This window comes from Streptomyces sp. NPDC048481, from assembly GCF_043200075.1.
GTDB lineage: Bacteria > Actinomycetota > Actinomycetes > Streptomycetales > Streptomycetaceae > Streptomyces.
On record NZ_JBICXC010000002.1, the window covers coordinates 17,677 to 38,684 of the forward strand.

Consider the following 21,008-nt stretch of genomic DNA (forward strand, 5'->3'; position numbering starts at 1 on the left):
TCGCCCCATGCGCCGTTCGAAAATCGTCTGTACTCTCGGCCCCGCGGTCGACTCCCACGAAATGCTCGTGTCGCTGATCGAGGCCGGCATGAACGTGGCCCGCTTCAACTTCAGCCACGGCTCGCACGCCGAGCACCAGGGTCGCTACGACCGGGTGCGGGCCGCCGCCAAGGAGACCGGCCGGGCCATCGGCGTCCTCGCCGACCTCCAGGGCCCCAAGATCCGCCTCGAGACCTTCGCCGAGGGCCCCGTCGAGCTGGTGCGCGGTGACGAGTTCACCATCACCACCGACGACGTCCCCGGCGACAAGACGATCTGCGGCACGACGTACAAGGGCCTGCCCGGCGACGTCTCGCGCGGTGACCAGGTCCTCATCAACGACGGCAACGTCGAGCTGAAGGTCCTCGACGTCGAGGGCCCGCGGGTGCGGACGATCGTCATCGAGGGCGGCGTCATCTCCGACCACAAGGGCATCAACCTGCCCGGCACGGCCGTCAACGTGCCCGCACTCAGCGAGAAGGACATCGAGGACCTGCGGTTCGCGCTGCGCATGGGCGCCGACCTGGTCGCCCTGTCCTTCGTCCGGGACGCCAAGGACGTCGCCGACGTCCACCGCGTGATGGACGAGGAGGGCCGCCGCGTCCCCGTCATCGCCAAGGTGGAGAAGCCGCAGGCGGTGGAGAACATGGAGGACGTCGTCATGGCGTTCGACGGTGTGATGGTCGCCCGCGGCGACCTCGCCGTCGAGTACCCGCTGGAGCGGGTCCCCATGGTGCAGAAGCGCCTCATCGAGCTGTGCCGCCGCAACGCCAAGCCGGTGATCGTGGCGACCCAGATGATGGAGTCGATGATCACCAACTCCCGCCCCACCCGCGCCGAGGCCTCCGACGTGGCCAACGCGATCCTGGACGGCGCGGACGCGGTCATGCTGTCCGCCGAGTCGAGCGTGGGCGCGTACCCGATCGAGACCGTGAAGACGATGTCGAAGATCGTCACCGCGGCCGAGCAGGAGCTGCTCAGCAAGGGCCTCCAGCCGCTCGTGCCGGGCAAGAAGCCGCGCACGCAGGGCGGTTCCATCGCCCGCGCCGCCTGCGAGATCTCCGACTTCCTCGGCGGCCGCGGCCTGGTGGCGTTCACCCAGTCCGGCGACACCGCCCGCCGGCTCTCGCGCTACCGCGCGTCCCAGCCGATCATCGCCTTCACCACCGACGAGGGCACCCGCAACCAGCTGGCGCTCAGCTGGGGCGTCGAGTCGCACATCGTGCCGTTCGTGAACACCACGGACGAGATGGTCGACATGGTGGACCAGGAGATCGCCAAGATCAACCGGTTCAACCCCGGCGAGATCGTCATCATCACCGCCGGCTCGCCCCCCGGCGTCCCCGGCACCACCAACATGCTCCGCGTCCACCACCTCGGCGGCGGCGCCCGCGACTGAGCGAGCGGCTCCGCCGTCCCGGAGCCCGAACAGCGCCGAGGGCGCCCCCTGTCGCAGGGGGCGCCCTCGGCGCTTTCGCGGCTCCCGGAAAAGCTCGTGACCGCCTGCGCTCAGCTCAGTCGGCGGTCGTGAACTGGTGCAGGCCGGGAACGGTCAGCGTGCCGCCGAACTGGCCGGCCTGCTGGACCTTGGCGTTGGTGAAGTAGATCAGCGGGATGTTCAGCGGCGGCGGGCTCTTCGGGCTGAACGTCACCGGGATGAGACCGAACAGGTTCCCGGAGATGCTCTCCGTGTACATGATCGTGTCGCCGTCCTTGATGGTGGACGTCGTGCCCTTGCCCGCCTGCACGTGGTAAGTGCGGTTCGCCTGCTTGTCGTTGACCGTCTGGTGCAGGTCGCCGATGTCGGTCCCGCCGGAGATGACGTACTTCAGCACCTCCTTGACGGTGCCGTTGGCGGTCTTCACCTTGACGATGCCCTGGTAGTCGGCGCCCTTGAGGAGCAGCGAGCTGGCGTTGAGGAACCAGGGGTCGTCGGGCAGCCGGACCTTGTTGTCGATGCCGCCCTCGTCGTCGGTGGCGGCGGGGCAGTTCTCGGCCTTCGTGCCGGCGCTCGCCGAAGGGCTGGGGGTGGACGTGGCGTCGGCGGCGGTGTCCGCGGCGTCCTTGGCCTTGTCCTTGGCCGCGTCCTTCACCTTGTCGGCGGTGTCCGCGGCCGTGTCCTTGACGGTGTCCTTCGCCGTCCCGGCGCCGGAGCCGCCGGAGTCCTCGGACGTGCCCGAGGAGTCCTTGCCCGACGGTCCGGAGGAGTCCGAGGACCCGGAGGAGCCCGAGCCGGCGGCCGGGGCGGAGGCCTCGGCGGAGGGGGTCTCGGACGGGGACGGGCTCGCGGTGGCCGTCTCGTCGGTCTTCTTGCCGTCGAGCAGGTCCGTGAGGGCGTCGCCGATGGTGTCGAGGACCTTCTTGCCCGCTTCGGCGGCCGACGGGACCGTCGGAGCCGTGTCGCCGGACGTCGTCGACTTCGCGGGCGAGGAGGACGCGGACGGGGCGGGCTCCGCCGCATCGCCGGAACCTGAATCCGACGAGGAGGAACCGCTCTTGTCGTCCGCGGAGCCCGAGGAGCCGGCGGAGCCCGAGGTGTCCTTCGAACCGCCCGAGTCGCCCTTGGCGCCGTCCGAGGAGTCCTTGGAGTCGCCCTTGGAGTCGTCCTTGGAGTCGTCCGCGGACTCGCTCGTGCTCTTCGAGGCGGACGGCGAGGGCGAGGCCGACGCGGAGGCGTCCGTGCCCTCCAGGGCCGCCACGCAGTCCTTGTACTCGTCGATCGTGAGGTTCTTGGACGACGGCTGGTCGTCGGCGTTCGCGAGGGTGGGCGTGAAGCCCATGCCCATGAGGACCGCCGTCGGCATGGCCGCCAGGGCTATCGCCTTGCCGGCCGGCATGTGGAACCTGGTGAACAGCGGCTTCTTGGGTGCCGCGTGGCGCGGTCCGGTGGTTCTCACGCAGGCAGCGTCCACATCGCTCCCGGTGGAAACCTCGTCAGCCGGCACTGTGCCTCCCGTTCGCCCCGTTGGCCGGGCTCGTTCCTGACAGATCGTGCAGGTCGTGCGGCTCGCCCGGTCCCTCGCCCTTGGTGAAGGACGGCCGTTCGGCGACGGCGGGACCCGTGCTGTACGGATTCGCGCCGAGGTCGTCCGCCGGGGCGGAGCCCTCGGGGTACGCGCCCTCGGGGGCGTCTCCGGCGTTCGCGCCGGCCTCCGGCGCCCGGGCCGGCTCGGGCGGTGCGCCCGGGGCCCAGGAGACGGCCATCGCGCCGCCCACGAGGGCGAACAGGAAACCGATGAGGAAGCCGCCGAGGTTGGACACCGGGATGGAGACCAGGCCCAGCAGGATCGCCGCGACGCCCGCGAAGACCTGCACGTGCTTCTGGAACCACAGACTGATGCCCAGGACGCCCAGCAGCACGCCGATGATCAGGGACCCCGCCCCCGCGGTGGTCGCCATCGCCAGAGTCAGATGGCCCACTTGGAGGTGGGCGTAGGGGAAGTAGGCGATGGGGAAGCCGGCGAGAAGGACGAACAGGCCCGCCCAGAACGGCCTGGTGCCCCGCCAGGCGCGGAACTGCTGCCTCCGGCGGGTGAACTGGCCGGGTGCGGCAGGGGTCTCGGCGCTCATGGAAAACAGCTCCCTGGTGCGGCGTTTCTGTGGTGGTGAGTCGTGCTGCCGGTGAAGACCCGGGCTTCAGACTGGACGGGCGGGGGCGCCACCGGCTCCCCCGCCCGTCAGAGAGTGCTTAGTAGCACTCCTTGACACCCGTCGACAGCGACATCTTCAGGCCGCTGAGCTTGAAGGTTCCGGCGGTGGTGGCCCACGCCGTCTGCTTCACGTCGGTCAGCGTGGCCGACTCGGCCTGCTGAGCGAAGCCGTACGGGTTCGCCGTGTCACCGCTCTTGAGGCCGGGACCCTTGTCGGCGTCCTTGGCCGCGACGCCGATGTCGATGTTCCTGAAGGTCGCGTTCGCCTGCAGGTCCTCGACGTCGATGTAGAGGTTCTCGGCCTCGACCGGCGTACCGCCGCCGCCCGCCTTCAGCGTGAGGCTGACGGATCCGAGCAGCGGGATGTTCGGGGTGACCACGGACTGGCACATGTTCGTGATCGAGGCGCTCTTGAACGCCGAGACGGCGACGGGGTGAGCCGTCTTCTTGCCGTCGAGGGTGTAACCCGAGTCGATCGCGCCGTACTGCGAGAAGCCCGTGCCTTCGAGCTTGTCGGCGCTCACCTTGAACGACTGGCCGGACACGCTGAACGACGCGGCCAGCGCACCCTGCGCGAGGGCCACGCCTATGCATGCCGTCGCTGCGACGCTGGGCACCATGACCACAGCGAAGCGCTTCCATCTGGTCCCGCCACGCACCTGGGACTCCATATTTCCTCCTTCTCGGACGTACATCTCCTGGCCCTGACTCGCCTCCGAGACGGCGGCTCAGCCGGGCAGGGATGGGAGAAGTGCTACGTCCTCGGGAAGGGGAGCGCCTGTTCCGGAGGCGCGAACCGCGCACCGATCACCGGCGATCACCCCCGAGCGACAACCACTGGTCGCGCCTGACACGCATCACGCACAACCTTGCTGGACAGGCTTCGCCGCAGCGAAGACCCCCCTGTCCAAGGCCCGACGACAGCGCCGTCGGTCCTGCTCGGTGGGGACCCAGGGAGACCCGTCGACCCAACCGGCTGTCGGGGTACGGGATTGGACCGAGCGTGGCCGATCGTGGTGCATTCTCGCCGCCCGCACAAGGGGGTTCGTTACTGGCTAGTAACGGCCGGATAACCGAAGAACGACCCACAGGTCTCGACCGACGACGCAGGGTGTCCCTCATGCCCAGGACAAAACTGTTGATCGATGGACGGAATCCGACAGATCGGCGGCCTTGTCTTACTCCCAGTAACAGCGGCCGCGATTACCAAGATTTGGTAAAGCGCGGCCGCGAGGGAACCGATTCGGCAGAACTTTCACTCCGGCGGCACGGGCTCTGACGTTTAGCGACTGGTCAGAACCCGGGCGCCCGGGGGATCAGAACAGGGCGCGCGCCAGCGCGCGCCGGGCCGCCGCGACCCGGGGGTCCTCGGGCCCGACCACCTCGAACAGTTCGAGCAGTCGCAGCCGCACGGCGTCCCGGTCGTCACCCGCGGTGCGGGCCACGGTGTCGATGAGCCGCCCGAACGCGTCCTCGACGTGACCGCCCACCAGATCCAGGTCGGCCGCGGCGATCTGCGCCTGGGCGTCCGCCGGGTTCTCGGCGGCGGCCTTGCGCACCTGCTGCGGGTCCATGCCGCCCACCCGGTGGAGCAACTCGGCCTGCGCGAGTCCGAGTTTGGCCTCACTGTTGCCCGGGTCGTCGGCGAGCACGTTCTTGTAGGCCTGTACGGCGCCGCCGAAGTCACCGGCGTCCAGGGCCTGTACGGCGGCTTCGAGCAGGGCGTCGTACGGCCCGACGGGCTCGGCCTCGGCCGGCTGCGCGGCGCCCGGCGCGGCATCGGCGTCGACGGTCAGGCCGGTGAGCCCGAACCGCTGCTCGGCGACCTCCACCAGCTGGTCGAGCGTCTGGCGGATCTGCGCCTCGCCGGCGGCCCCCTGGAAGAGGGGCAGCGCCTGCCCGGCGACGACCGCGAACACCGCCGGGATGCCCTGCACCCCGAACTGCTGCATCAGCATCTGGTTGGCGTCGACGTCGATCTTGGCGAGCAGGAAGCGGCCGTTGTACTCGACGGCGAGCCGCTCCAGGACGGGGCTCAGCTGCTTGCAGGGCTGGCACCACTCCGCCCAGAAGTCGATGACGACGGGCACTTCGGCGGACCGCTGCAGGACGTCCCGCTCGAATCCCGCCTCGTCGACGTCGATGACGAGATCGGCCGGGGAGACGGCCCCCGCGCCGCCCTGCCGGGCCGCTTCGGCGCGCGTCTGCTCCGCCTTCGCCTTGGCCTCCTGGGCCGCCTTCACCGCGGCGAGGTCGACGACTCCGCTCATGGACATGTTCCGTGGCTGCATGCGTCTATCCTCCCCCGTCCGCGCGCCTGCGTGAAAAGCGATCCCCGTACTTCGCGAACAACTCCGGACACGAGCACTCGGGTCCCCACCCGCACCCCTGCCGGATCCGGCCCGTGTACGTCCGTCACGGGCTTTCGCTACGAGTCGTAGCGTAATGGCACCGGGTGCTCGCGCAACACCGCCCCCCGGTGATCTGCCTCACGGAAGCGGGGAAAAAACCTGCGGTTATGGTCGAAGGCATGCAGATCCGCACTCCCGCCTGCCGTCCCGGCCGTCCGCGCAGCGCCGCCGCGGACACCGCGATCCTGGCCGCGACGCGGGAGGCCCTGGTCGAGCTGGGCTGGTCGAAACTGACCCTGGGGGACGTCGCCACGCGGGCCGGAGTAGCCAAGACGACCCTGTACCGCCGGTGGGCCGGCAAGAACGAACTGGTCGTCGACGCGGTCGCGGAACTCTTCGGCGAACTCGAACTCCCCGACCGCGGCAGCCTGGCGGCCGACATCGAGGGCGTGGTCCTGCAGTTCGCGGCGATCCTGGCCCGCCCGGAGGCCAAGAGCGGGCTGATGGCGGCCGTCGCCGAGTCCACCCGCGACGACGCGCTGCGCGAGCGCATCCGCGCCTCCATCGTCGAGCCGCAGAAGGGGCTGGTCCTGGAGGGCCGGGCCCGCGCGCAGGCCCGCGGCGAACTCCCCCCGGAGACCGACCCGGCGGAGGCCGCGCGCACGGTCGACCTCATCTTCGACGTGGTCGCCGGGGCGGTGGTGCACCGCACCCTGGTCAGCGCGGAACCGGCCGACGAGGAGTGGGTGCGCGGATTCACGCGCGTACTGCTCCTGGGCCTGTCGTCGGCGTCCCTCCCGGCCGCCGAAGCCTGAGAGCGACTGGCGGCGACGCCTGAGGACGCCCGGGGACACCCGGGGACGTCACAAGACGCCTGCGGCTACGGACGTCAGAAGCCGCTGAGGGCGCCTGGAGACGTCCAAGGGCGCCGGGCGCGGGCCGCCGGCAGCCGGCGGCCGTGGGGCAGCCGCCGGCCGAACGCGCCCGGCCGCCGTACGCGCGCGTGGGCGTACGGCGGAGGGGTCACCGGAGTCGCCGGGTCACGCCTCGACGGGCGCCGGGGCCGCGTCCGCGGTCCGGCCGGCCAGCTCGTGGCTGATCCTGCGCTCGACGAAGAAGGCGGCCGTCGGGATCGTCCCGGCCAGCAGGACCCACAGCTGCTTGCCGACCGGCCACTTCGCCTTGGAGCCCAGGTCGAAGGCGAAGATCAGGTAGACCACGTAGAGCCAGCCGTGCGCGATGGCGATGACACGGGTGAAGTCCGCGGCGCCGTCCATGTCCAGGCCGTACTTGGCGATCATGCTCAGGCACAGCAGTACCAGCAGGACACCGGTGACGTAGGCCAGGACGCGGTAGCGGGTCAGCACGCTCTTTTTCATGAGGACGAGCGTAACCACCGGTTTTGGGACGATCTTGCCCGGGGCCGGACCCGCGGCGCCGACCCGTTCGGGTCCGCGCCGGTCAGTCCTCGAAGTCGTGCGCCGCCACGCGCAGGGGCCTCAGCATCGCGAAGATCTCCCCGCACTCCTCCGCGTCGTACACCCCGAGCCCGAAGTCCATCGCCATCAGGTCGCGGGTGGCGGCCTCGACGACCTCGCGGCCCTTGTCGGTGATGACGGCGAGCGTGCCGCGTCCGTCGTTGGGGTTGGGGCGCTTGTCGACCAGGCCCGAACGCACCAGCCGGTCGACGGTGTTGGTCACCGACGTGGGGTGCACCTGGAGCCGCTCGCCGATCTTCGACATCGTCAGCTCGCCCTCCTTGGAGAAGGTGAGCAGCACCAGCGCCTCGTACCGCGCGAACGTCAGGCCGTACGGCTTGACCACGGCGTCCACCTCGGCGAGCAGGATCTGGTGCGCGCGCATGATCGACGTGATCGCGGACATGGACGGCACGTTCCCCCAGCGCTGCTTCCAGAGCTCATCGGCGCGGGCGATGGGGTCGAAAGGGAGACTGAGCGGTTTCGGCACGCCTCCAGACCTTACCGGCCGGTCACATCGCGGTCAGCCCCGTCTCGCCTGTCGGTCCCCCGAAGCGCCCGCGCCGGGCGCGCGCACGGCAGACGAGCCGACGGGACCGGGGTCACACGGACGAGCGGTGAGGCGACGCGCGCGCGGCTGACGCGGCGCGTCCGCACCCCGCGACCGGGGTGGGCCGGCCGGCCGGAGGCGGTTGTCAGTAGAGGCTGCGCAGACCGAGGACGTCGCCTTTGCCGAGGGTGCGGGCGGCGGCGGAGCAGGCGAACGAGCTGGCGTACATGGTGAGGTTCTCGTGTCCCTCGCCGGCGTGGCCCAGGCCGAAGACGTGCCCGGCCTCGTGTGTGGCGACGCTGCGCAGGTCGTACGCGCGCGTGCAGGCGTCCGAGGGACGGTCGGTGAAGGCGAAGTCGCGGATGTTGAAGCGGACGTCGGCCTCCAGCAGCTCCTCCGGGCCGCCGCCCGGCACCGGCCGGCTCCAGGAGCAGGTCGTGGCGACGGCGTCGGGGCCGATGTCGCCCGCGTCCCACACGCTCAGACCGTCCCGGTGCACGCAGCGGGCCTCGCGGTCGATGCCCGCCTCGCGGCTGGTGGTCGACAGGTACCGGGCCCTCGCGGTGACGGTGTCCTCGTAGCCGCAGTCGTTGCGGCTCGTGGTGATGGCGGCGACGGCGGACGCGAACGCGTGCCGGGCCTCGGCGCGGGAGAGATGGGCGGGCAGCGGTCCGTCGCCCAGGAACCACTCGTACGTGCCGTACTCCTTGCGCCCGGCGGTCGAGTACGCGTCGTCGGAGCAGGAGGCGGGGGCGTCGTCCCGGCGGTGCGGGCGGGCCTGCGCGTGCTCGGCCTCGTAGGCGTAGGAGACCGTGCCGTCGGGCGCTACGGCCACCGTGAAGTCGCGCGCCGAGCCGTCCGCGGTGAGGGCGTCGACGCTGACCGTGGTGCCGGGTTCGGGGACCGCCAGGCCCGCGCCGTCGTGGGTGACGACGCGGCCCACGGCGTGGCAGTCCCGCACCGACGAGCCCGCGGGGAGGTCCTCGACGGTGAGTTCGCCGCGTGCGGGCGGGCACGCGGGCCGGTGAGCCTCCCCCGCGCGGACCACCGCCAGCGACGCCGTCACCGTCAGCACGAGCGCCGTGAACGCCCTGCCCAGACCGCCCGGTCCTCGCCGCCCTGCCACTGCACACTCCCCTTTCGGGCGCCGCGCCACGGCGCGGAACATGATCGACCGGGGAGACCTTAGCCACGCGGCCGGGGAGGGAACCCCGCCTCTCCGTAGCCGTTCGGGTGACCGGCCGGACGGGTGTGCAGAGCGGGCTAGGAAGCCAGGTGCCGCTCCACGGTGGCCACCTTCGACGTCAGGCCGTCGGTGACGCCGGGGCGGATGTCCGCCTTCAGGACCAGGGAGACGCGGGGCGCCCGTGCCTCGACGGCGGCCACGGCGCGCCGGACGACGTCCATCACCTCGTCCCACTCGCCCTCGACGGAGGTGAACATGGCGTCCGTGCGGTTCGGCAGGCCCGAGTCGCGGACGACGCGGACGGCTTCCGCGACGTACTCGCCGACGTCCTCGCCGACGCCCAGCGGGGTGACCGAGAAGGCGACGATCACGCGTTCACCACGCCTTCCTTGCGGGCGCGGGAGGCGATGACCGCGTCCTCGGCCTCGCGGCGCAGCCTGCGCTCGGCGAAGAAGCCGCCGGTCGGCAGAACGGACAGGACGAAGTAGAGGGCCGCCGTCTTCAGGGACCACTTCGCGCGGTTCCAGGCGTCCGCCCAGAAGAGCACGTACAGGACGAACAGCAGGCCGTGGACCGCGCCCATCACGGGCACCCCGTTGAAGTCGGTGGTGCGCTTCAGCACGGAGCAGACGAGCAGCAGGAGGAAGGACACGGCTTCGGGGGCCGAGACCAGTCGCAGTCGGCGGAGGGCGGAGGCGGTCTTCAGGTCCACGGGTCACCTTCGGGGAGGGCTTTCGGCAGGGGCGGCTTGTGAACGCGCGCACAAGCGTTCGTCCATTGTGGCAAACGGTCGCCCTAAGGGTGCGTTCAGGGTCGTTCTCCACCCCCGGGTGCTGTTCCGGGCACCCGGGTGGCGGATACCTTTCGCAGCGTGGCGATGTTTCGACTCCAAGGCAGCAAGGTGCTGGCCGTCGACATGACCGGGGACGCCGTGAAGGCGAAGAACGGCTCGATGGTCGCGTACGACGGACAGATGGCCTTCAAGAAGCTCAGCGGCGGCGGCGAGGGCATCCGGGGCATGGTGACCCGGCGGCTCACCGGCGAGCAGATGACGGTGATGGAGGTGAGGGGGCAGGGCACGTGCTGGTTCGCCGACCGCGCTTCCGAGATCAACCTCGTCCGGCTCCAGGGCGACAAGCTCTTCGTCGAGTCGAGCAACCTGCTCGCGACCGACGCGGGCCTGCGCACGGGCACGAGCTTCACGGGGCTGCGCGGAGCGACCCAGGGCAACGGGCTGTTCACGACGACCGTCGAGGGGAACGGCCAGGCCGCGATCACCTCGGACGGGCCGGCCGTGGTGCTGCGCGTCAGCCCGCAGTACCCGCTGACCGTCGACCCGGGGGCGTACATCGCGCATCAGGGAGACGTCCGTCAGTCCTTCCAGTCCGGTGTGACGTTCCGCACCTTCATGGGCGAGGGCGGCGGCGAGGCCTTCCAGATCCGCTTCGAGGGGAACGGCCTGGTGTACGTCCAGCCCAGCGAGCGCAACACGATCGCGGGGGATGTGTGACATGACGTTCCGCGAGATCAACTCCAAGATCGTCGAGGCGACCGTGATCCCCGGGCAGCGCCTCTACAGCCAGCGCGGCGCGATGCTCGCGTACCGCGGCGAGGTGTCGTTCACGCCCAACGTCCAGGGCGGGCAGGGCGGCGTGATGTCCATGATCGGGCGGCGGCTCGCGAACGAGGACACGCCGCTGATGACCGTCGAGGGCAGCGGCACGGTCCTCTTCGGGCACGGCGGCCACCACGTCCAGGTCATCCGGCTCACCGGCGACACGCTGTACGTCGAGGCGGACCGGCTCCTCGCCTTCGAGGGCACGCTCCAGCAGGGCACGATGTTCCTGGGCTCCCAGGGCGGGGTCATGGGCATGGTCCGCGGCCAGGTCAGCGGACAGGGGCTGTTCACCACCACCCTCAAGGGCCAGGGAGCCGTCGCCGTGATGGCCCACGGCGGGGTCTTCGAGGTCCCGATCACCCCGCAGCGCCCGGTCCACGTCGACCCCCAGGCCTACGTCGCCCACCACGGCGACGTCCGCAACAAGCTGTCGACCGCGCTCGGCTGGCGGGACATGGTGGGCCGCGGCTCCGGCGAGGCGTTCCAGCTGGAGCTGAGCGGCAGCGGTGCGGTGTTCGTCCAGGCGTCGGAGGAGAAGCTGTGAGCATGTACGGGGTTCCGGGCGGCGGCCCGACGGTCTACGACCCCATGAGCCTGCCGGTCGACGACAACGTGAACAGCTACACCTTCTGCGTGGAGCTCAAGGGGAGCCAGTGGTTCCTCCAGAAGGGGAAGATGATCGCCTACTACGGGTCGATCGACTTCAACGGCGTCGGACACGGCCGGCTGGACCGCCTGGTGCGCACTTCCTTCCATTCGCCTCTGCACGCGAGCGACTGGGTCGTGGCGGAGGGCTCGGGCAAGATGCTCCTCGCCGACCGGGCCTTCGACGTGAATTCGTACGATCTGGACGACGGCAACCTGACCATTCGCTCGGGCAATCTGCTCGCTTTTCAGCCAAGCTTGTCGCTCAAGCAGTCGATCGTGCCGGGATTCCTCACGCTCATCGGAACCGGAAAGTTCGTGGCCGCATCTAACGGCCCGGTGGTGTTCATGGAACCTCCCCTCCGGGTGGACCCCCAGGCGCTCGTCGGATGGGCCGACTGCCCCTCCCCGTGCCACCACTACGACCACGGGTACATGACGGGTGTGATGGGCGGTCTACGTGCACTGACGGGCCTCGGCGGGGCCTCCGGCGAGGAGCACCAGTTCGAGTTCGTGGGCGCCGGCACGGTGCTGCTTCAGTCGACCGAGACGCTGATGGCGGAGCAGGCCACGGGGGTGGTTCCGCACGAGCCGGGAGTGCCCGGTTCCGGGACCGGCGCGGGTGGGCACGGGGGTCCCGGAGCGCAATCCGGCGCACCGCGCCTTCCCGGACAGCTGGGGGACCTCCAGCGTCGCTTCGGGCTGTGAGCGGTAGTCTGCGGAGTGTGACATCGAACGCGTGCGCACCGTCACACCGCCCTCACTAGTTCGCCTTTCAACATTTTAGGTAGACTTCATCTATGGAGACCGAAACGGCCACCCGGTGGCTGACCGATGCGGAGCAGTGCGCCTGGCGTACCCATCTGGAGGTCAACAGGCTGTTGACGTACCAGCTCGAAAAGGATCTCCAGCCGTTCGGCCTGACCATGAACGACTACGAGATCCTGGTGAACCTCTCCGAGTCGGAGGGCCGCCGGATGCGGATGAGCGACCTCGCGTCCGCCACCCTCCAGTCCAAGAGCCGCCTCTCGCACCAGATCACCCGCATGGAGAACGCGGACCTGGTGCGCCGTGAGAACTGCGAGTCGGACCGCCGGGGCCTGTACGCGGTGCTGACCGAACACGGCATGGAGACGATGCAGAAGGTCTCGCCGCACCATGTGGACTCCGTGCGGCGGCACTTCATCGACCTCCTCTCCCCCGAGGCACTGACCGAACTCTCCAAGGCCCTCAAGCCCGTCGCGGAACACCTCCGCGGTCACCGGGGACGGCCGTAGGCAGCCTCCTCGGCGGGACGGCAGGAAGGCGGACCCCCGATCGGCGGTCCGCCTTCCTGCCGTCTCCGGCCCTCAGCTCTCGGTGAGGCCCGCCACCAGTTCGTCCGCCGCGCGGTAGGGGTCGAGCGTGCCGCCGACGATGCGTTCGGCGAGGGCGCTCAGCCTGCGGTCGCCGTGCAGGTCGCCGATGCGTTCGCGCAGGGCGGTGACGGCGATCGTCTCGACCTCGCGGGCCGCGCGCGAGCGGCGCCGCTCGGCGAGGACGCCGCGCTCCTCCATCCAGGCCCGGTGCTTCTCCAATGCCTGGACGACGTCGTCGACGCCCTCGGCGCGGGAGGCGACCGTCTTCACGATGGGCGGCCGCCAGTCGCCGGGCGCACGGGCCTCGCCGAGGCCGAGCATGTGGTTCAGTTCCCGCGCGGTGGCGTCCGCGCCGTCCCGGTCCGCCTTGTTGACGACGTAGACGTCGCCGATCTCCAGGATCCCGGCCTTGGCGGCCTGGATGCCGTCGCCCATGCCGGGGGCGAGCAGCACCACGCTGGTGTCCGCCTGGGAGGCGATCTCCACCTCGGACTGGCCGACGCCCACCGTCTCGACCAGGATCACGTCGCAGCCCGCCGCGTCCAGCACGCGGATGGCCTGCGGGGCCGCCCAGGCGAGGCCGCCGAGGTGGCCGCGGGTGGCCATGGAGCGGATGTAGACGCCGGGATCCGAGGCGTGCTCGGACATCCGGACCCGGTCGCCGAGCAGCGCGCCGCCGGAGAACGGCGAGGACGGGTCGACGGCCAGCACGCCGACCCGCCTGCCCTGCCTGCGGTACGCGGTGACGAGCGCGGACGTCGTGGTCGACTTGCCCACGCCGGGCGAGCCGGTCAGGCCCACGACGTAGGCGTTGCCGGTGAGCGGGGCCAGGGTCGCCATGACCTCCCGCAGCTGCGGGGACGCCCCCTCGACCAGCGAGATCAGCCGGGCCACGGCCCGGGGCCGGCCTTCCCTGGCCTGGGCGGCCAGTGAGGAGACGTCCTGCATCACAGCTCCGTTCAGCTCCGTTCAGCTCTGCTCAGCCCTGTTCCGGCCTCGCCCGTGCCCGGCCGTTCCGGGCGCGGGGCGCGACAGCGGCCGTCTCAGGCCTTGGCCACCCGGACGATCAGGGCGTCGCCCTGGCCGCCGCCGCCGCACAGCGCGGCCGCGCCGACGCCGCCGCCCCGGCGCTTGAGCTCCAGCGCCAGGTGCAGGACGAGCCGGGCGCCGGACATGCCGATCGGGTGGCCCAGGGCGATGGCGCCGCCGTTCACGTTCACCTTTTCCGTGGACACGCCGAGGTCCTTCATTGACTGGACGGCGACGGCGGCGAAGGCCTCGTTGATCTCGATCAGGTCGAGGTCGGCGACCTCCAGGCCCTCCTTCTTGAGCGCGTGGAGGATGGCGTTGGACGGCTGGGACTGGAGCGAGTTGTCCGGTCCGGCCACGTTGCCGTGGGCGCCGATCTCGGCGATCCACTCCAGGCCGAGCTCCTGCGCCTTGGCCTTGCTCATCACGACCACGGCCGCCGCGCCGTCGGAGATCTGCGAGGACGAGCCCGCGGTGATCGTGCCGTCCTTGGCGAACGCCGGGCGGAGCTTGCCGAGGGACTCGGCGGTGGTGTCGGCGCGGATGCCCTCGTCCTTGCTGAAGACGACCGGCTCGCCCTTGCGCTGCGGGATCTCGACCGGGGTGATCTCGGCCTCGAAGACGCCGTTCTTCTGCGCGGCGGCGGCCCTCTGATGGCTCAGCGCGGCGATCTCGTCCTGCTCGGGGCGCGCGATGCCGAGGCGCGTGTTGTGCTTCTCGGTCGACTCGCCCATCGCGATGTTCTCGAAGGCGTCGGTGAGGCCGTCGTACGCCATCGCGTCGAGCATCTCGATGGCGCCGTACTTGAAGCCCTCGCGGGACTTGGGCAGCAGGTGGGGGGCGTTGGTCATGGACTCCTGGCCGCCCGCCACCACGATGTCGAACTCACCCGCGCGGATCAGCTGGTCCGCGAGCGCGATCGCGTCGAGGCCCGACAGGCACACCTTGTTGATGGTGAGCGCCGGGACGTTCATCGGGATGCCGGCCTTGACGGCGGCCTGGCGGGCCGGGATCTGGCCCGCGCCGGCCTGCAGCACCTGGCCCATGATCACGTACTGCACCTGGTCGCCGCCGATCCCCGCACGGTCGAGGGCGGCCTTGATCGCGAAGCCGCCGAGGTCGGCTCCGGAGAAGGACTTGAGGGAGCCCAGCAGCCGTCCCATGGGCGTACGCGCACCCGCGACGATCACCGAGGTCGTGCCGTTGGAGCCAGTCGAGTCAGTCATGAGCTGCGAATCCCCTTACCGGCCTGCACAGGCCGAGGAGTGAACGAGGGTTTACTTCGAATGTACTGAGTGGCACTCCGTGCCGTCATCGGGCCGTCAGTGTGATCGCGCGCACGTTGCGTAACCACCGCGGGCGCGCTGCACTGACACCATGCTGACGCGAATCGACCACATCGGGATCGCCTGCCACGACCTCGACGCGACCGTCGAGTTCTACCGTTCCACATACGGCTTCGAGGTGTTCCACTCCGAGGTCAACGAGGAACAGGGCGTGCGCGAGGCCATGCTCAAGATCAACGAAACGTCCGACGGAGGCGCCTCCTACCTGCAACTTCTCGAACCGACCCGCGAGGACTCCGCCGTCGGCAAGTGGCTGGCCAAGAACGGCGAGGGAGTCCACCACATCGCTTTCGGTACGGCGGATGTGGACGGCGACGCCGAGGACATCCGCTCCAAGGGCGTACGCGTTCTGTACGAAGAGCCCCGACGCGGCTCCATGGGGTCACGGATCACCTTCCTGCACCCCAAGGATTGCCACGGAGTACTGACAGAACTGGTCACATCGGCCCCTGTTGAGTCACCTGAGCACTGACCCTCGTACATATGGGCCGGTAGGGTTGGGCTCGGTCGCCGCTCACACCGGGGCGACCCGGTCCTGCCGTCCGGCGGCAGGACGCGGCCGGGGTCCGGGTTTCGGGGGACGAGCGTCGGGGCAGCAGCCCATGCTCCGTCGTTGATCTGACACCATTCCCCGGGAGCCCCGTCCGGCGGATGGACGGAGCTCGTTCGGCAAGCTTGCGACCAGGGACGGATGGGACCGCGCAGTGCGGGGCTACGAGAGCCAGGAGCGGGAACCGGCGGCTGACGTCGACCACCTGACTCGGTTCGAAGCCGAGATGAAGCGGCTGAAGACCGAGCGGGAAAAGGCGATCCAGCACGCCGAGGACCTCGGCTACCAGGTCGAGGTGCTGCGCGCCAAGTTGCACGAGGCGCGTCGCACCATCATGTCCCGGCCCGCCTTCGACGGCGGCGACCTCGGGTACCAGGCCGAACAGCTGCTGCGCAACGCGCAGATGCAGGCCGACCAGCTGCGCCAGGACGCCGAGCGCGAGCTGAGCCAGGTGCGGGCGCAGACGCAGCGCATCCTCCAGGAGCACGCCGAGCAGGCGGCCCGGCTCCAGGCGGAGCTGCACCAGGAGGCGGTCACCCGCCGCCAGCAGCTCGACCAGGAACTCGCCGAGCGCCGGCAGAACGTCGAGTCGCACGTCAACGAGAACGTGGCCTGGGCCGAACAGCTGCGCGCCCGCAGCGAGGCGCAGGCCCGCCGACTGCTCGACGAGTCGCGGGCGGAGGCCGAGCAGGCCCTGGCGACGGCCCGCGCGGAGGCCGAACGCGTCGCCGCCGAGGCGCGCCAGCGGCTCCAGGCCGACGCCGAAGCGGCCCGCGCGGAGGCCGAGCAGCTCCTGCTGCGCGCCCGCACGGACGCCGAGCGGCTGCTGAACGCCGCCTCCACGCAGGCCCAGGAGGCCAGCGACCACGCCGAGCAGCTGCGCACCTCCACGGTCACCGAGTCCGACGCCGCCCGCCGCCAGGCCGGTGAGCTGAGCCGCGCTGCCGAGCAGCGCATGTCCGAGGCCGAGGAGGCGCTGCGCAAGGCGCAGGCCGAGGCGGACAAGGTGCTCGCGGAGGCGAAGGCGGCCGCGGAGAAGGCGCTCGCCGCCGCGGAGGCCGCCAAGGAGCAGCGCACCCGCACGGCCAAGGAGCAGGTCGCCCGGCTGGTCAGCGAGGCCACCAAGGAGGCCGAGACCACCAAGGCGGACGCCGAGCAGCTCGTCGCCGACGCGCGCGCCGAGGCCGAGAAGATCGTCGCGGAGGCCTCCGAGAAGGCCCGCACGCTCACCGCCGAGGAGAGCGCCACCCAGCTGTCGAAGGCGGCGAAGACCGCCGAGGACGTCCTCAACAAGGCGCAGGAGGACGCGCAGCGCACCACGAAGGCCGCCGCCGAGGAGGCCGAGCGGATCCGCCGTGAGGCGGAGACCGAGGCCGACCGGCTGCGCGCCGAGGCGCACGACATCGCGGAGCAGCTCAAGGGCTCGGCGAAGGACGACACCAAGGAGTACCGCGCCAAGACGGTCGAGCTTCAGGAGGAGGCCCGCCGGCTGCGCGGCGAGGCCGAGCAGCTGCGCGCCGACGCGGTCGCCGAGGGCGAGAAGATCCGCGCGGAGGCCCGCAAGGAGGCCGTCCAGCAGATCGAGGAGGCGGCCCGCTCCGCGGAGGAGCTGCTGTCCAAGGCGAAGGCCGACGCTGACGAGCTGCGCCAGAAGGCCACCTCGGACAGCGAGAAGGTGCGCACCGAGGCCATCGAGCGCGCCACCACGCTGCGCCGGCAGGCCGAGGAGGTCCTGGAGCGCACCCGCGCGGAGGCCGAGCGCTCCCGCGAGGAGGCGGTGGAGCTCGCCGAGACCATCACCTCGAACGCCGAACAGGCCGCGCGCGAGCTGCGCGAGGAGACCGAGCGGGCGGTCGAGGCCCGGCAGGCGGAGGCCGCCGAGGAGCTGACCCGGCTTCAGACGGAGGCGGAGGCACGCCTCGCCTCCGCCGAGCAGGCGCTGACGGAGGCCCGGGAGGAGGCCGCGCGGATCCGCCGCGAGGCCGCCGAGGAGACCGACCGGCTGCGCTCGGAGGCCGCCGAGCGGATCCGTTCCCTGCAACAGCAGGCCGAGGCGGAGGCCGACCGGCTGCGCACCGAGGCCGCGTCCGACGCGGCCGCCTCCCGCGCCGAGGGCGAGGCCGTCGCCGTGCGGCTGCGGTCCGAGGCCGCCGCGGAGGCGGAGCGGCTGAAGTCCGAGGCGCAGGACACCGCCGACCGGGTGCGCGCCGAGGCGCAGGCCGCGGCCGAGCGGCTGTCGGCCGAGGCGTCCGAGACGCTGGCCGCCGCGCAGGAGGAGGCCGTCCGGCGCCGGCGCGAGGCCGAGGAACTCCTCGGTTCCGCCCGCGAGGAGGCCGGCCAGGAGCGCGAGCGGGCCCGCGAGCAGAGCGAGGAACTGCTGGCCTCGGCGCGCAAGCGCGTCGAGGAGGCGCAGACCGAGGCCGTCCGTCTGGTCGAGGACGCGGACCGGCGGGCCACCGAGATGGTGTCGGCGGCCGAGCAGCACGCGCAGCAGGTGCGCGACTCGGTGGCCGGACTGCACGAGCAGGCGCAGGAGGAGATCACCGGGCTGCGCTCGGCCGCCGAGCACGCGGCGGACCGCACCCGGCGCGAGGCCGAGGAGGAGGCGGACCGGGTCCGCGCCGACGCCTACGCCGAGCGGGAGCGGGCCGCCGAGGACGCGAGCCGGGTCCGGCGCGAGGCGAGCGAGGCGTCGGAGGCGGCGCAGGAACTGGCCGACCGGACCCTCGGGGAGGCGATCGCCGAGGCGGAGCGGCTGCGTTCGGAGGCGTCGGCGCACGCCCAGCGGGTGCGCACCGAGGTCTCGGACGCCATTGCGCAGGCCGACCAGGACGCGTCGCGCACCCGGGCGGACGCCCGCGACGACGCCAACCGCATCCGTTCGGACGCGGCGGCGCAGGCCGACGCGCTCATCAACGAGGCGCGCAGCGAGGCGGAGCGGCTGCAGAGCGAGACCCTCGCGGAGGCCGAGCGGTTGCAGTCCGAGACGATGGCGGAGGCCGAGCGGCTGCGGTCGGAGTCGGTTGCGAAGGCGGAGAAGCTGATCCAGGACGCGTCCGGGGACGCGGAGCGGCTGCGCGCCGAGGCCGCCGAGACGGTCGGGTCCGCGCAGGCGCACGCGGAGCGGATGCGGGCCGAGGCCGAGCGCGTCAAGGCGCAGGCCGCGGCGGAGGCCGACCGGTTGATGAGCGTGGCTCGCGAGGAGGCCGACACGACGCTGGACGAGGCCCGCAAGGAGGCCAACAAGCGGCGCTCCGAGGCGGCCGAGCAGGTCGACACCCTCATCACGGAGACGGCGGCCGAGGCGGACAAGCTGCTCACCGAGGCGCAGCAGCAGGCGCAGAAGGCCACGGCGGACGCGGAGGCGCAGGCCGACTCGATGGTGGGCGCGGCCCGCAGCGAGGCGGAGCGGCTGGTGTCCGAGGCGACCGTCGAGGGCAACTCGCGGGTGGAGAAGGCGCGTACGGACGCCGACGAGCTGCTGGTCGGCGCGCGCCGGGACGCCACGGCGATAAGGGAGCGGGCGGAGGAGCTGCGCGACCGCATCACCGGCGAGATCGAGGCGCTGCACGAGCGGGCCCGCCGTGAGGCCGCCGAGACGATGCGTTCGACGGGCGACCGCTGCGATGCGCTCATCAAGGCGGCCGAGGAGCAGCTCGCCAAGGCGCAGGCGAAGGCGAAGGAGCTGGTGTCGGACGCCAACTCCGAGGCCGGCAAGGTCCGCATCGCCGCGGTGAAGAAGGCCGAGGGGCTGCTCAAGGAGGCCGAGCAGAAGAAGTCGACGCTGGTGCGCGAGGCCGAGGAGCTGAAGGCCGAGGCGATCCGGGAGGCGCGGCGCACGGTCGAGGAGGGCAAGCGGGAGCTGGAGGTCCTGGTGCGCCGGCGCGAGGACATCAACGCCGAGATTTCGCGGGTCCAGGACGTGCTGGAGGCGCTGGAGTCGTTCGAGGCGCCGGGCGGGGGCAAGGACGGAGCCGTCAAGGCGGGCGCGGCCATCGGAGCCCCTCGATCGGGTGGGAAGTCGCCGGACGGCTAGCGGAATGTGTGGATTGCGTTAAATTCTTGGGCCTTTGAGCGCACCTTTGGCAAGCGGTCCGCCGCCGAGCCACCCAAAAGGGGTGTCATTCTCCAGATCAAACACGCATACGCTCGATGACACACCGCAAAGGCCCCTAGGATTCCACCTATCACCTCACCGGTCTCATTCGACAGGAACCCCATGAGCGACACTTCCCCCTACGGCTTCGAGCTTGTGCGGCGTGGGTACGACCGCGCTCAGGTGGACGAACGCATCTCGAAGCTCGTCTCCGACCGTGACAGCGCTCTGGCCCGTATCACTGCTCTGGAAAAGCGCATCGAGGAGCTGCACCTCGAGACGCAGAACGCCCAGGCCCAGGTAAGCGACGCGGAGCCGTCGTACGCCGGTCTCGGCGCGCGTGTCGAGAAGATCCTCCGCCTCGCCGAGGAAGAGGCCAAGGATCTGCGCGAGGAGGCCCGTCGCGCGGCCGAGCAGCACCGTGAGCTGGCCGAGTCCGCGGCCCAGCAGGTGCGCAACGACGCGGAGTCGTTCGCCGCGGAGCGCAAGGCGAAGGCCGAGGACGAGGGCGTCCGGATCGTCGAGAAGGCCAAGAGCGACGCGTCGCAGCTGCGTTCCGAGGCGCAGAAGGACGCGCAGTCGAAGCGTGAGGAGGCCGACGCGCTCTTCGAGGAGACCCGCGCGAAGGCCGCACAGGCCGCCGCCGACTTCGAGACCAACCTGGCCAAGCGCCGGGAGCAGTCGGAGCGCGACCTCGCGTCCCGTCAGCAGAAGGCGGAGAAGCGTCTCGCGGAGATCGAGCACCGCGCGGAGCAGCTGCGCCTGGAGGCGGAGAAGCTGCGCACCGACGCCGAGCGCCGCGCGCGTCAGACCGTCGAGACGGCCCAGCGCCAGGCCGAGGACATCGTGGCCGACGCCAACGCCAAGGCGGACCGGATCCGTTCGGAGTCGGAGCGCGAGCTGGCGGCTCTCACCAACCGCCGCGACTCGATCAACGCCCAGCTGACGAACGTCCGCGAGATGCTCGCCACGCTGACCGGCGCCGCGGTGGCCGCGGCCGGCACGCCGTCCACGGACGACGAGCCGATCTCCCGCGGGGTTCCGGCGCAGCAGTCCCGGTAACCTCCGGGCGCACGGCGGCCGAACGCCGGTGAAGCCCTCTGCCACTCCGG

At 71.3% G+C, this 21,008-nt stretch carries 20 protein-coding genes; 9 read left to right on the forward strand and 11 right to left on the reverse strand.

Annotated features, from left to right (window positions below; genetic code table 11):
* Positions 1-7: 7 nt before the first annotated feature.
* Entirely contained in the window at positions 8-1,438 is a 1,431-nt protein-coding gene (gene pyk, locus ACGFSH_RS06310) for a pyruvate kinase (protein WP_393345541.1), read from the forward strand.
* A 115-nt stretch (positions 1,439-1,553) separates the two neighbouring features.
* Here the strand turns inward: pyk and ACGFSH_RS06315 are convergent, their stop codons facing one another.
* The 4 genes from ACGFSH_RS06315 to ACGFSH_RS06330 form a co-directional block, all read right to left on the reverse strand.
* Positions 1,554-2,984 (reverse strand): hypothetical protein, encoded by a 1,431-nt coding sequence (locus ACGFSH_RS06315; protein ID WP_393345543.1) that lies wholly within the window; start codon positions 2,982-2,984, stop codon positions 1,554-1,556.
* Positions 2,974-3,609, reverse strand: a complete 636-nt coding sequence (locus tag ACGFSH_RS06320; RefSeq protein WP_393345545.1) for a DUF6114 domain-containing protein — start codon at positions 3,607-3,609, stop codon at positions 2,974-2,976. Before ACGFSH_RS06320 ends, ACGFSH_RS06315 begins: the two co-directional genes overlap by 11 nt.
* A 118-nt stretch (positions 3,610-3,727) precedes the next feature.
* The gene (locus tag ACGFSH_RS06325) at positions 3,728-4,360 is read right to left on the reverse strand and encodes a DUF6230 family protein (RefSeq protein WP_393345547.1); all 633 of its coding nucleotides are present in this window, start codon (positions 4,358-4,360) and stop codon (positions 3,728-3,730) included.
* Positions 4,361-5,005: 645 nt separating this feature from the next.
* The gene (locus tag ACGFSH_RS06330) at positions 5,006-5,980 is read right to left on the reverse strand and encodes a tetratricopeptide repeat protein (RefSeq protein ID WP_393345549.1); all 975 of its coding nucleotides are present in this window, start codon (positions 5,978-5,980) and stop codon (positions 5,006-5,008) included.
* 239 nt (positions 5,981-6,219) lie between these two features.
* On the opposite strand from ACGFSH_RS06330, the gene ACGFSH_RS06335 reads away from it, so the two are divergent.
* Entirely contained in the window at positions 6,220-6,855 is a 636-nt protein-coding gene (locus tag ACGFSH_RS06335) for a TetR/AcrR family transcriptional regulator (RefSeq protein WP_393345551.1), read from the forward strand.
* A 225-nt stretch (positions 6,856-7,080) separates the two neighbouring features.
* On the opposite strand, the gene ACGFSH_RS06340 is transcribed toward ACGFSH_RS06335, so the two are convergent.
* The 5 genes from ACGFSH_RS06340 to ACGFSH_RS06360 form a co-directional block, all read right to left on the reverse strand.
* A complete protein-coding gene (locus tag ACGFSH_RS06340; RefSeq protein WP_329413690.1) occupies positions 7,081-7,419 on the reverse strand; it encodes a DUF3817 domain-containing protein in 339 nt (112 codons plus the stop codon).
* Between the two features lie 82 nt (positions 7,420-7,501).
* The gene (locus ACGFSH_RS06345; protein WP_069769979.1) at positions 7,502-8,008 is read right to left on the reverse strand and encodes a MarR family winged helix-turn-helix transcriptional regulator; all 507 of its coding nucleotides are present in this window, start codon (positions 8,006-8,008) and stop codon (positions 7,502-7,504) included.
* Positions 8,009-8,213: 205 nt separating this feature from the next.
* Positions 8,214-9,194 (reverse strand): matrixin family metalloprotease, encoded by a 981-nt coding sequence (locus tag ACGFSH_RS06350; RefSeq protein WP_393345553.1) that lies wholly within the window; start codon positions 9,192-9,194, stop codon positions 8,214-8,216.
* A 137-nt stretch (positions 9,195-9,331) separates the two neighbouring features.
* Positions 9,332-9,625, reverse strand: a complete 294-nt coding sequence (locus tag ACGFSH_RS06355; RefSeq protein ID WP_393345555.1) for an MTH1187 family thiamine-binding protein — start codon at positions 9,623-9,625, stop codon at positions 9,332-9,334.
* A complete protein-coding gene (locus tag ACGFSH_RS06360) occupies positions 9,622-9,966 on the reverse strand; it encodes a DUF3817 domain-containing protein (RefSeq protein ID WP_393345557.1) in 345 nt (114 codons plus the stop codon). The genes ACGFSH_RS06355 and ACGFSH_RS06360 overlap by 4 nt, the downstream gene beginning before the upstream one ends.
* Before the next feature lie 165 nt (positions 9,967-10,131).
* Between ACGFSH_RS06360 and ACGFSH_RS06365 the strand changes: the two genes are divergently transcribed.
* From ACGFSH_RS06365 to ACGFSH_RS06380, 4 genes are all read left to right on the forward strand, one after another.
* Positions 10,132-10,764 carry an AIM24 family protein gene (locus tag ACGFSH_RS06365; protein WP_393346915.1) on the forward strand — a complete coding sequence of 211 codons (633 nt, stop codon included), beginning with the start codon at positions 10,132-10,134 and terminating at the stop codon, positions 10,762-10,764.
* Position 10,765: 1 nt separating this feature from the next.
* Positions 10,766-11,416, forward strand: coding sequence for an AIM24 family protein (locus ACGFSH_RS06370; RefSeq protein WP_393346917.1), 651 nt, complete (start codon positions 10,766-10,768; stop codon positions 11,414-11,416).
* Between the two features lie 2 nt (positions 11,417-11,418).
* Positions 11,419-12,225 carry an AIM24 family protein gene (locus tag ACGFSH_RS06375; protein WP_393346919.1) on the forward strand — a complete coding sequence of 269 codons (807 nt, stop codon included), beginning with the start codon at positions 11,419-11,421 and terminating at the stop codon, positions 12,223-12,225.
* 92 nt (positions 12,226-12,317) lie between these two features.
* Positions 12,318-12,794, forward strand: coding sequence for a MarR family winged helix-turn-helix transcriptional regulator (locus tag ACGFSH_RS06380; protein WP_393345559.1), 477 nt, complete (start codon positions 12,318-12,320; stop codon positions 12,792-12,794).
* Between the two features lie 72 nt (positions 12,795-12,866).
* On the opposite strand, the gene meaB is transcribed toward ACGFSH_RS06380, so the two are convergent.
* Positions 12,867-13,823 carry a methylmalonyl Co-A mutase-associated GTPase MeaB gene (meaB, locus tag ACGFSH_RS06385; protein ID WP_393345561.1) on the reverse strand — a complete coding sequence of 319 codons (957 nt, stop codon included), beginning with the start codon at positions 13,821-13,823 and terminating at the stop codon, positions 12,867-12,869.
* Positions 13,824-13,918: 95 nt separating this feature from the next.
* The gene (locus tag ACGFSH_RS06390; RefSeq protein WP_393345563.1) at positions 13,919-15,130 is read right to left on the reverse strand and encodes an acetyl-CoA C-acetyltransferase; all 1,212 of its coding nucleotides are present in this window, start codon (positions 15,128-15,130) and stop codon (positions 13,919-13,921) included.
* A gap of 151 nt (positions 15,131-15,281) precedes the next feature.
* On the opposite strand from ACGFSH_RS06390, the gene mce reads away from it, so the two are divergent.
* The 3 genes from mce to ACGFSH_RS06405 all read left to right on the forward strand — a co-directional run bounded on the left by mce (position 15,282) and on the right by ACGFSH_RS06405 (position 20,958).
* Positions 15,282-15,722 (forward strand): methylmalonyl-CoA epimerase, encoded by a 441-nt coding sequence (gene mce / locus ACGFSH_RS06395; RefSeq protein ID WP_256917245.1) that lies wholly within the window; start codon positions 15,282-15,284, stop codon positions 15,720-15,722.
* A gap of 232 nt (positions 15,723-15,954) precedes the next feature.
* Positions 15,955-19,836 (forward strand): polarized growth protein Scy, encoded by a 3,882-nt coding sequence (gene scy / locus ACGFSH_RS06400; protein ID WP_393345565.1) that lies wholly within the window; start codon positions 15,955-15,957, stop codon positions 19,834-19,836.
* Positions 19,837-20,019: 183 nt separating this feature from the next.
* Complete coding sequence (locus tag ACGFSH_RS06405) at positions 20,020-20,958, forward strand: cellulose-binding protein (RefSeq protein WP_079659495.1); 939 nt, start codon at positions 20,020-20,022, stop codon at positions 20,956-20,958.
* Positions 20,959-21,008: the final 50 nt, after the last annotated feature.

Bases quoted from the DNA above. Each gene is read 5' to 3' on its own strand.
- ACGFSH_RS06405 (WP_079659495.1), top strand. From the start codon at position 20,020: ATGAGCGACACTTCCCCCTACGGCTTCGAGCTTGTGCGGCGTGGGTAC.
- ACGFSH_RS06370 (WP_393346917.1), top strand. From the start codon at position 10,766: ATGACGTTCCGCGAGATCAACTCCAAGATCGTCGAGGCGACCGTGATC.
- ACGFSH_RS06335 (WP_393345551.1), top strand. From the start codon at position 6,220: ATGCAGATCCGCACTCCCGCCTGCCGTCCCGGCCGTCCGCGCAGCGCC.
- meaB (WP_393345561.1), bottom strand. From the start codon at position 13,823: ATGCAGGACGTCTCCTCACTGGCCGCCCAGGCCAGGGAAGGCCGGCCC.
- pyk (WP_393345541.1), top strand. From the start codon at position 8: ATGCGCCGTTCGAAAATCGTCTGTACTCTCGGCCCCGCGGTCGACTCC.
- ACGFSH_RS06320 (WP_393345545.1), bottom strand. From the start codon at position 3,609: ATGAGCGCCGAGACCCCTGCCGCACCCGGCCAGTTCACCCGCCGGAGG.
- mce (WP_256917245.1), top strand. From the start codon at position 15,282: ATGCTGACGCGAATCGACCACATCGGGATCGCCTGCCACGACCTCGAC.
- ACGFSH_RS06380 (WP_393345559.1), top strand. From the start codon at position 12,318: ATGGAGACCGAAACGGCCACCCGGTGGCTGACCGATGCGGAGCAGTGC.
- ACGFSH_RS06330 (WP_393345549.1), bottom strand. From the start codon at position 5,980: ATGCAGCCACGGAACATGTCCATGAGCGGAGTCGTCGACCTCGCCGCG.
- ACGFSH_RS06390 (WP_393345563.1), bottom strand. From the start codon at position 15,130: ATGACTGACTCGACTGGCTCCAACGGCACGACCTCGGTGATCGTCGCG.
- ACGFSH_RS06340 (WP_329413690.1), bottom strand. From the start codon at position 7,419: ATGAAAAAGAGCGTGCTGACCCGCTACCGCGTCCTGGCCTACGTCACC.
- ACGFSH_RS06365 (WP_393346915.1), top strand. From the start codon at position 10,132: ATGTTTCGACTCCAAGGCAGCAAGGTGCTGGCCGTCGACATGACCGGG.
- ACGFSH_RS06325 (WP_393345547.1), bottom strand. From the start codon at position 4,360: ATGGAGTCCCAGGTGCGTGGCGGGACCAGATGGAAGCGCTTCGCTGTG.
- ACGFSH_RS06375 (WP_393346919.1), top strand. From the start codon at position 11,419: ATGTACGGGGTTCCGGGCGGCGGCCCGACGGTCTACGACCCCATGAGC.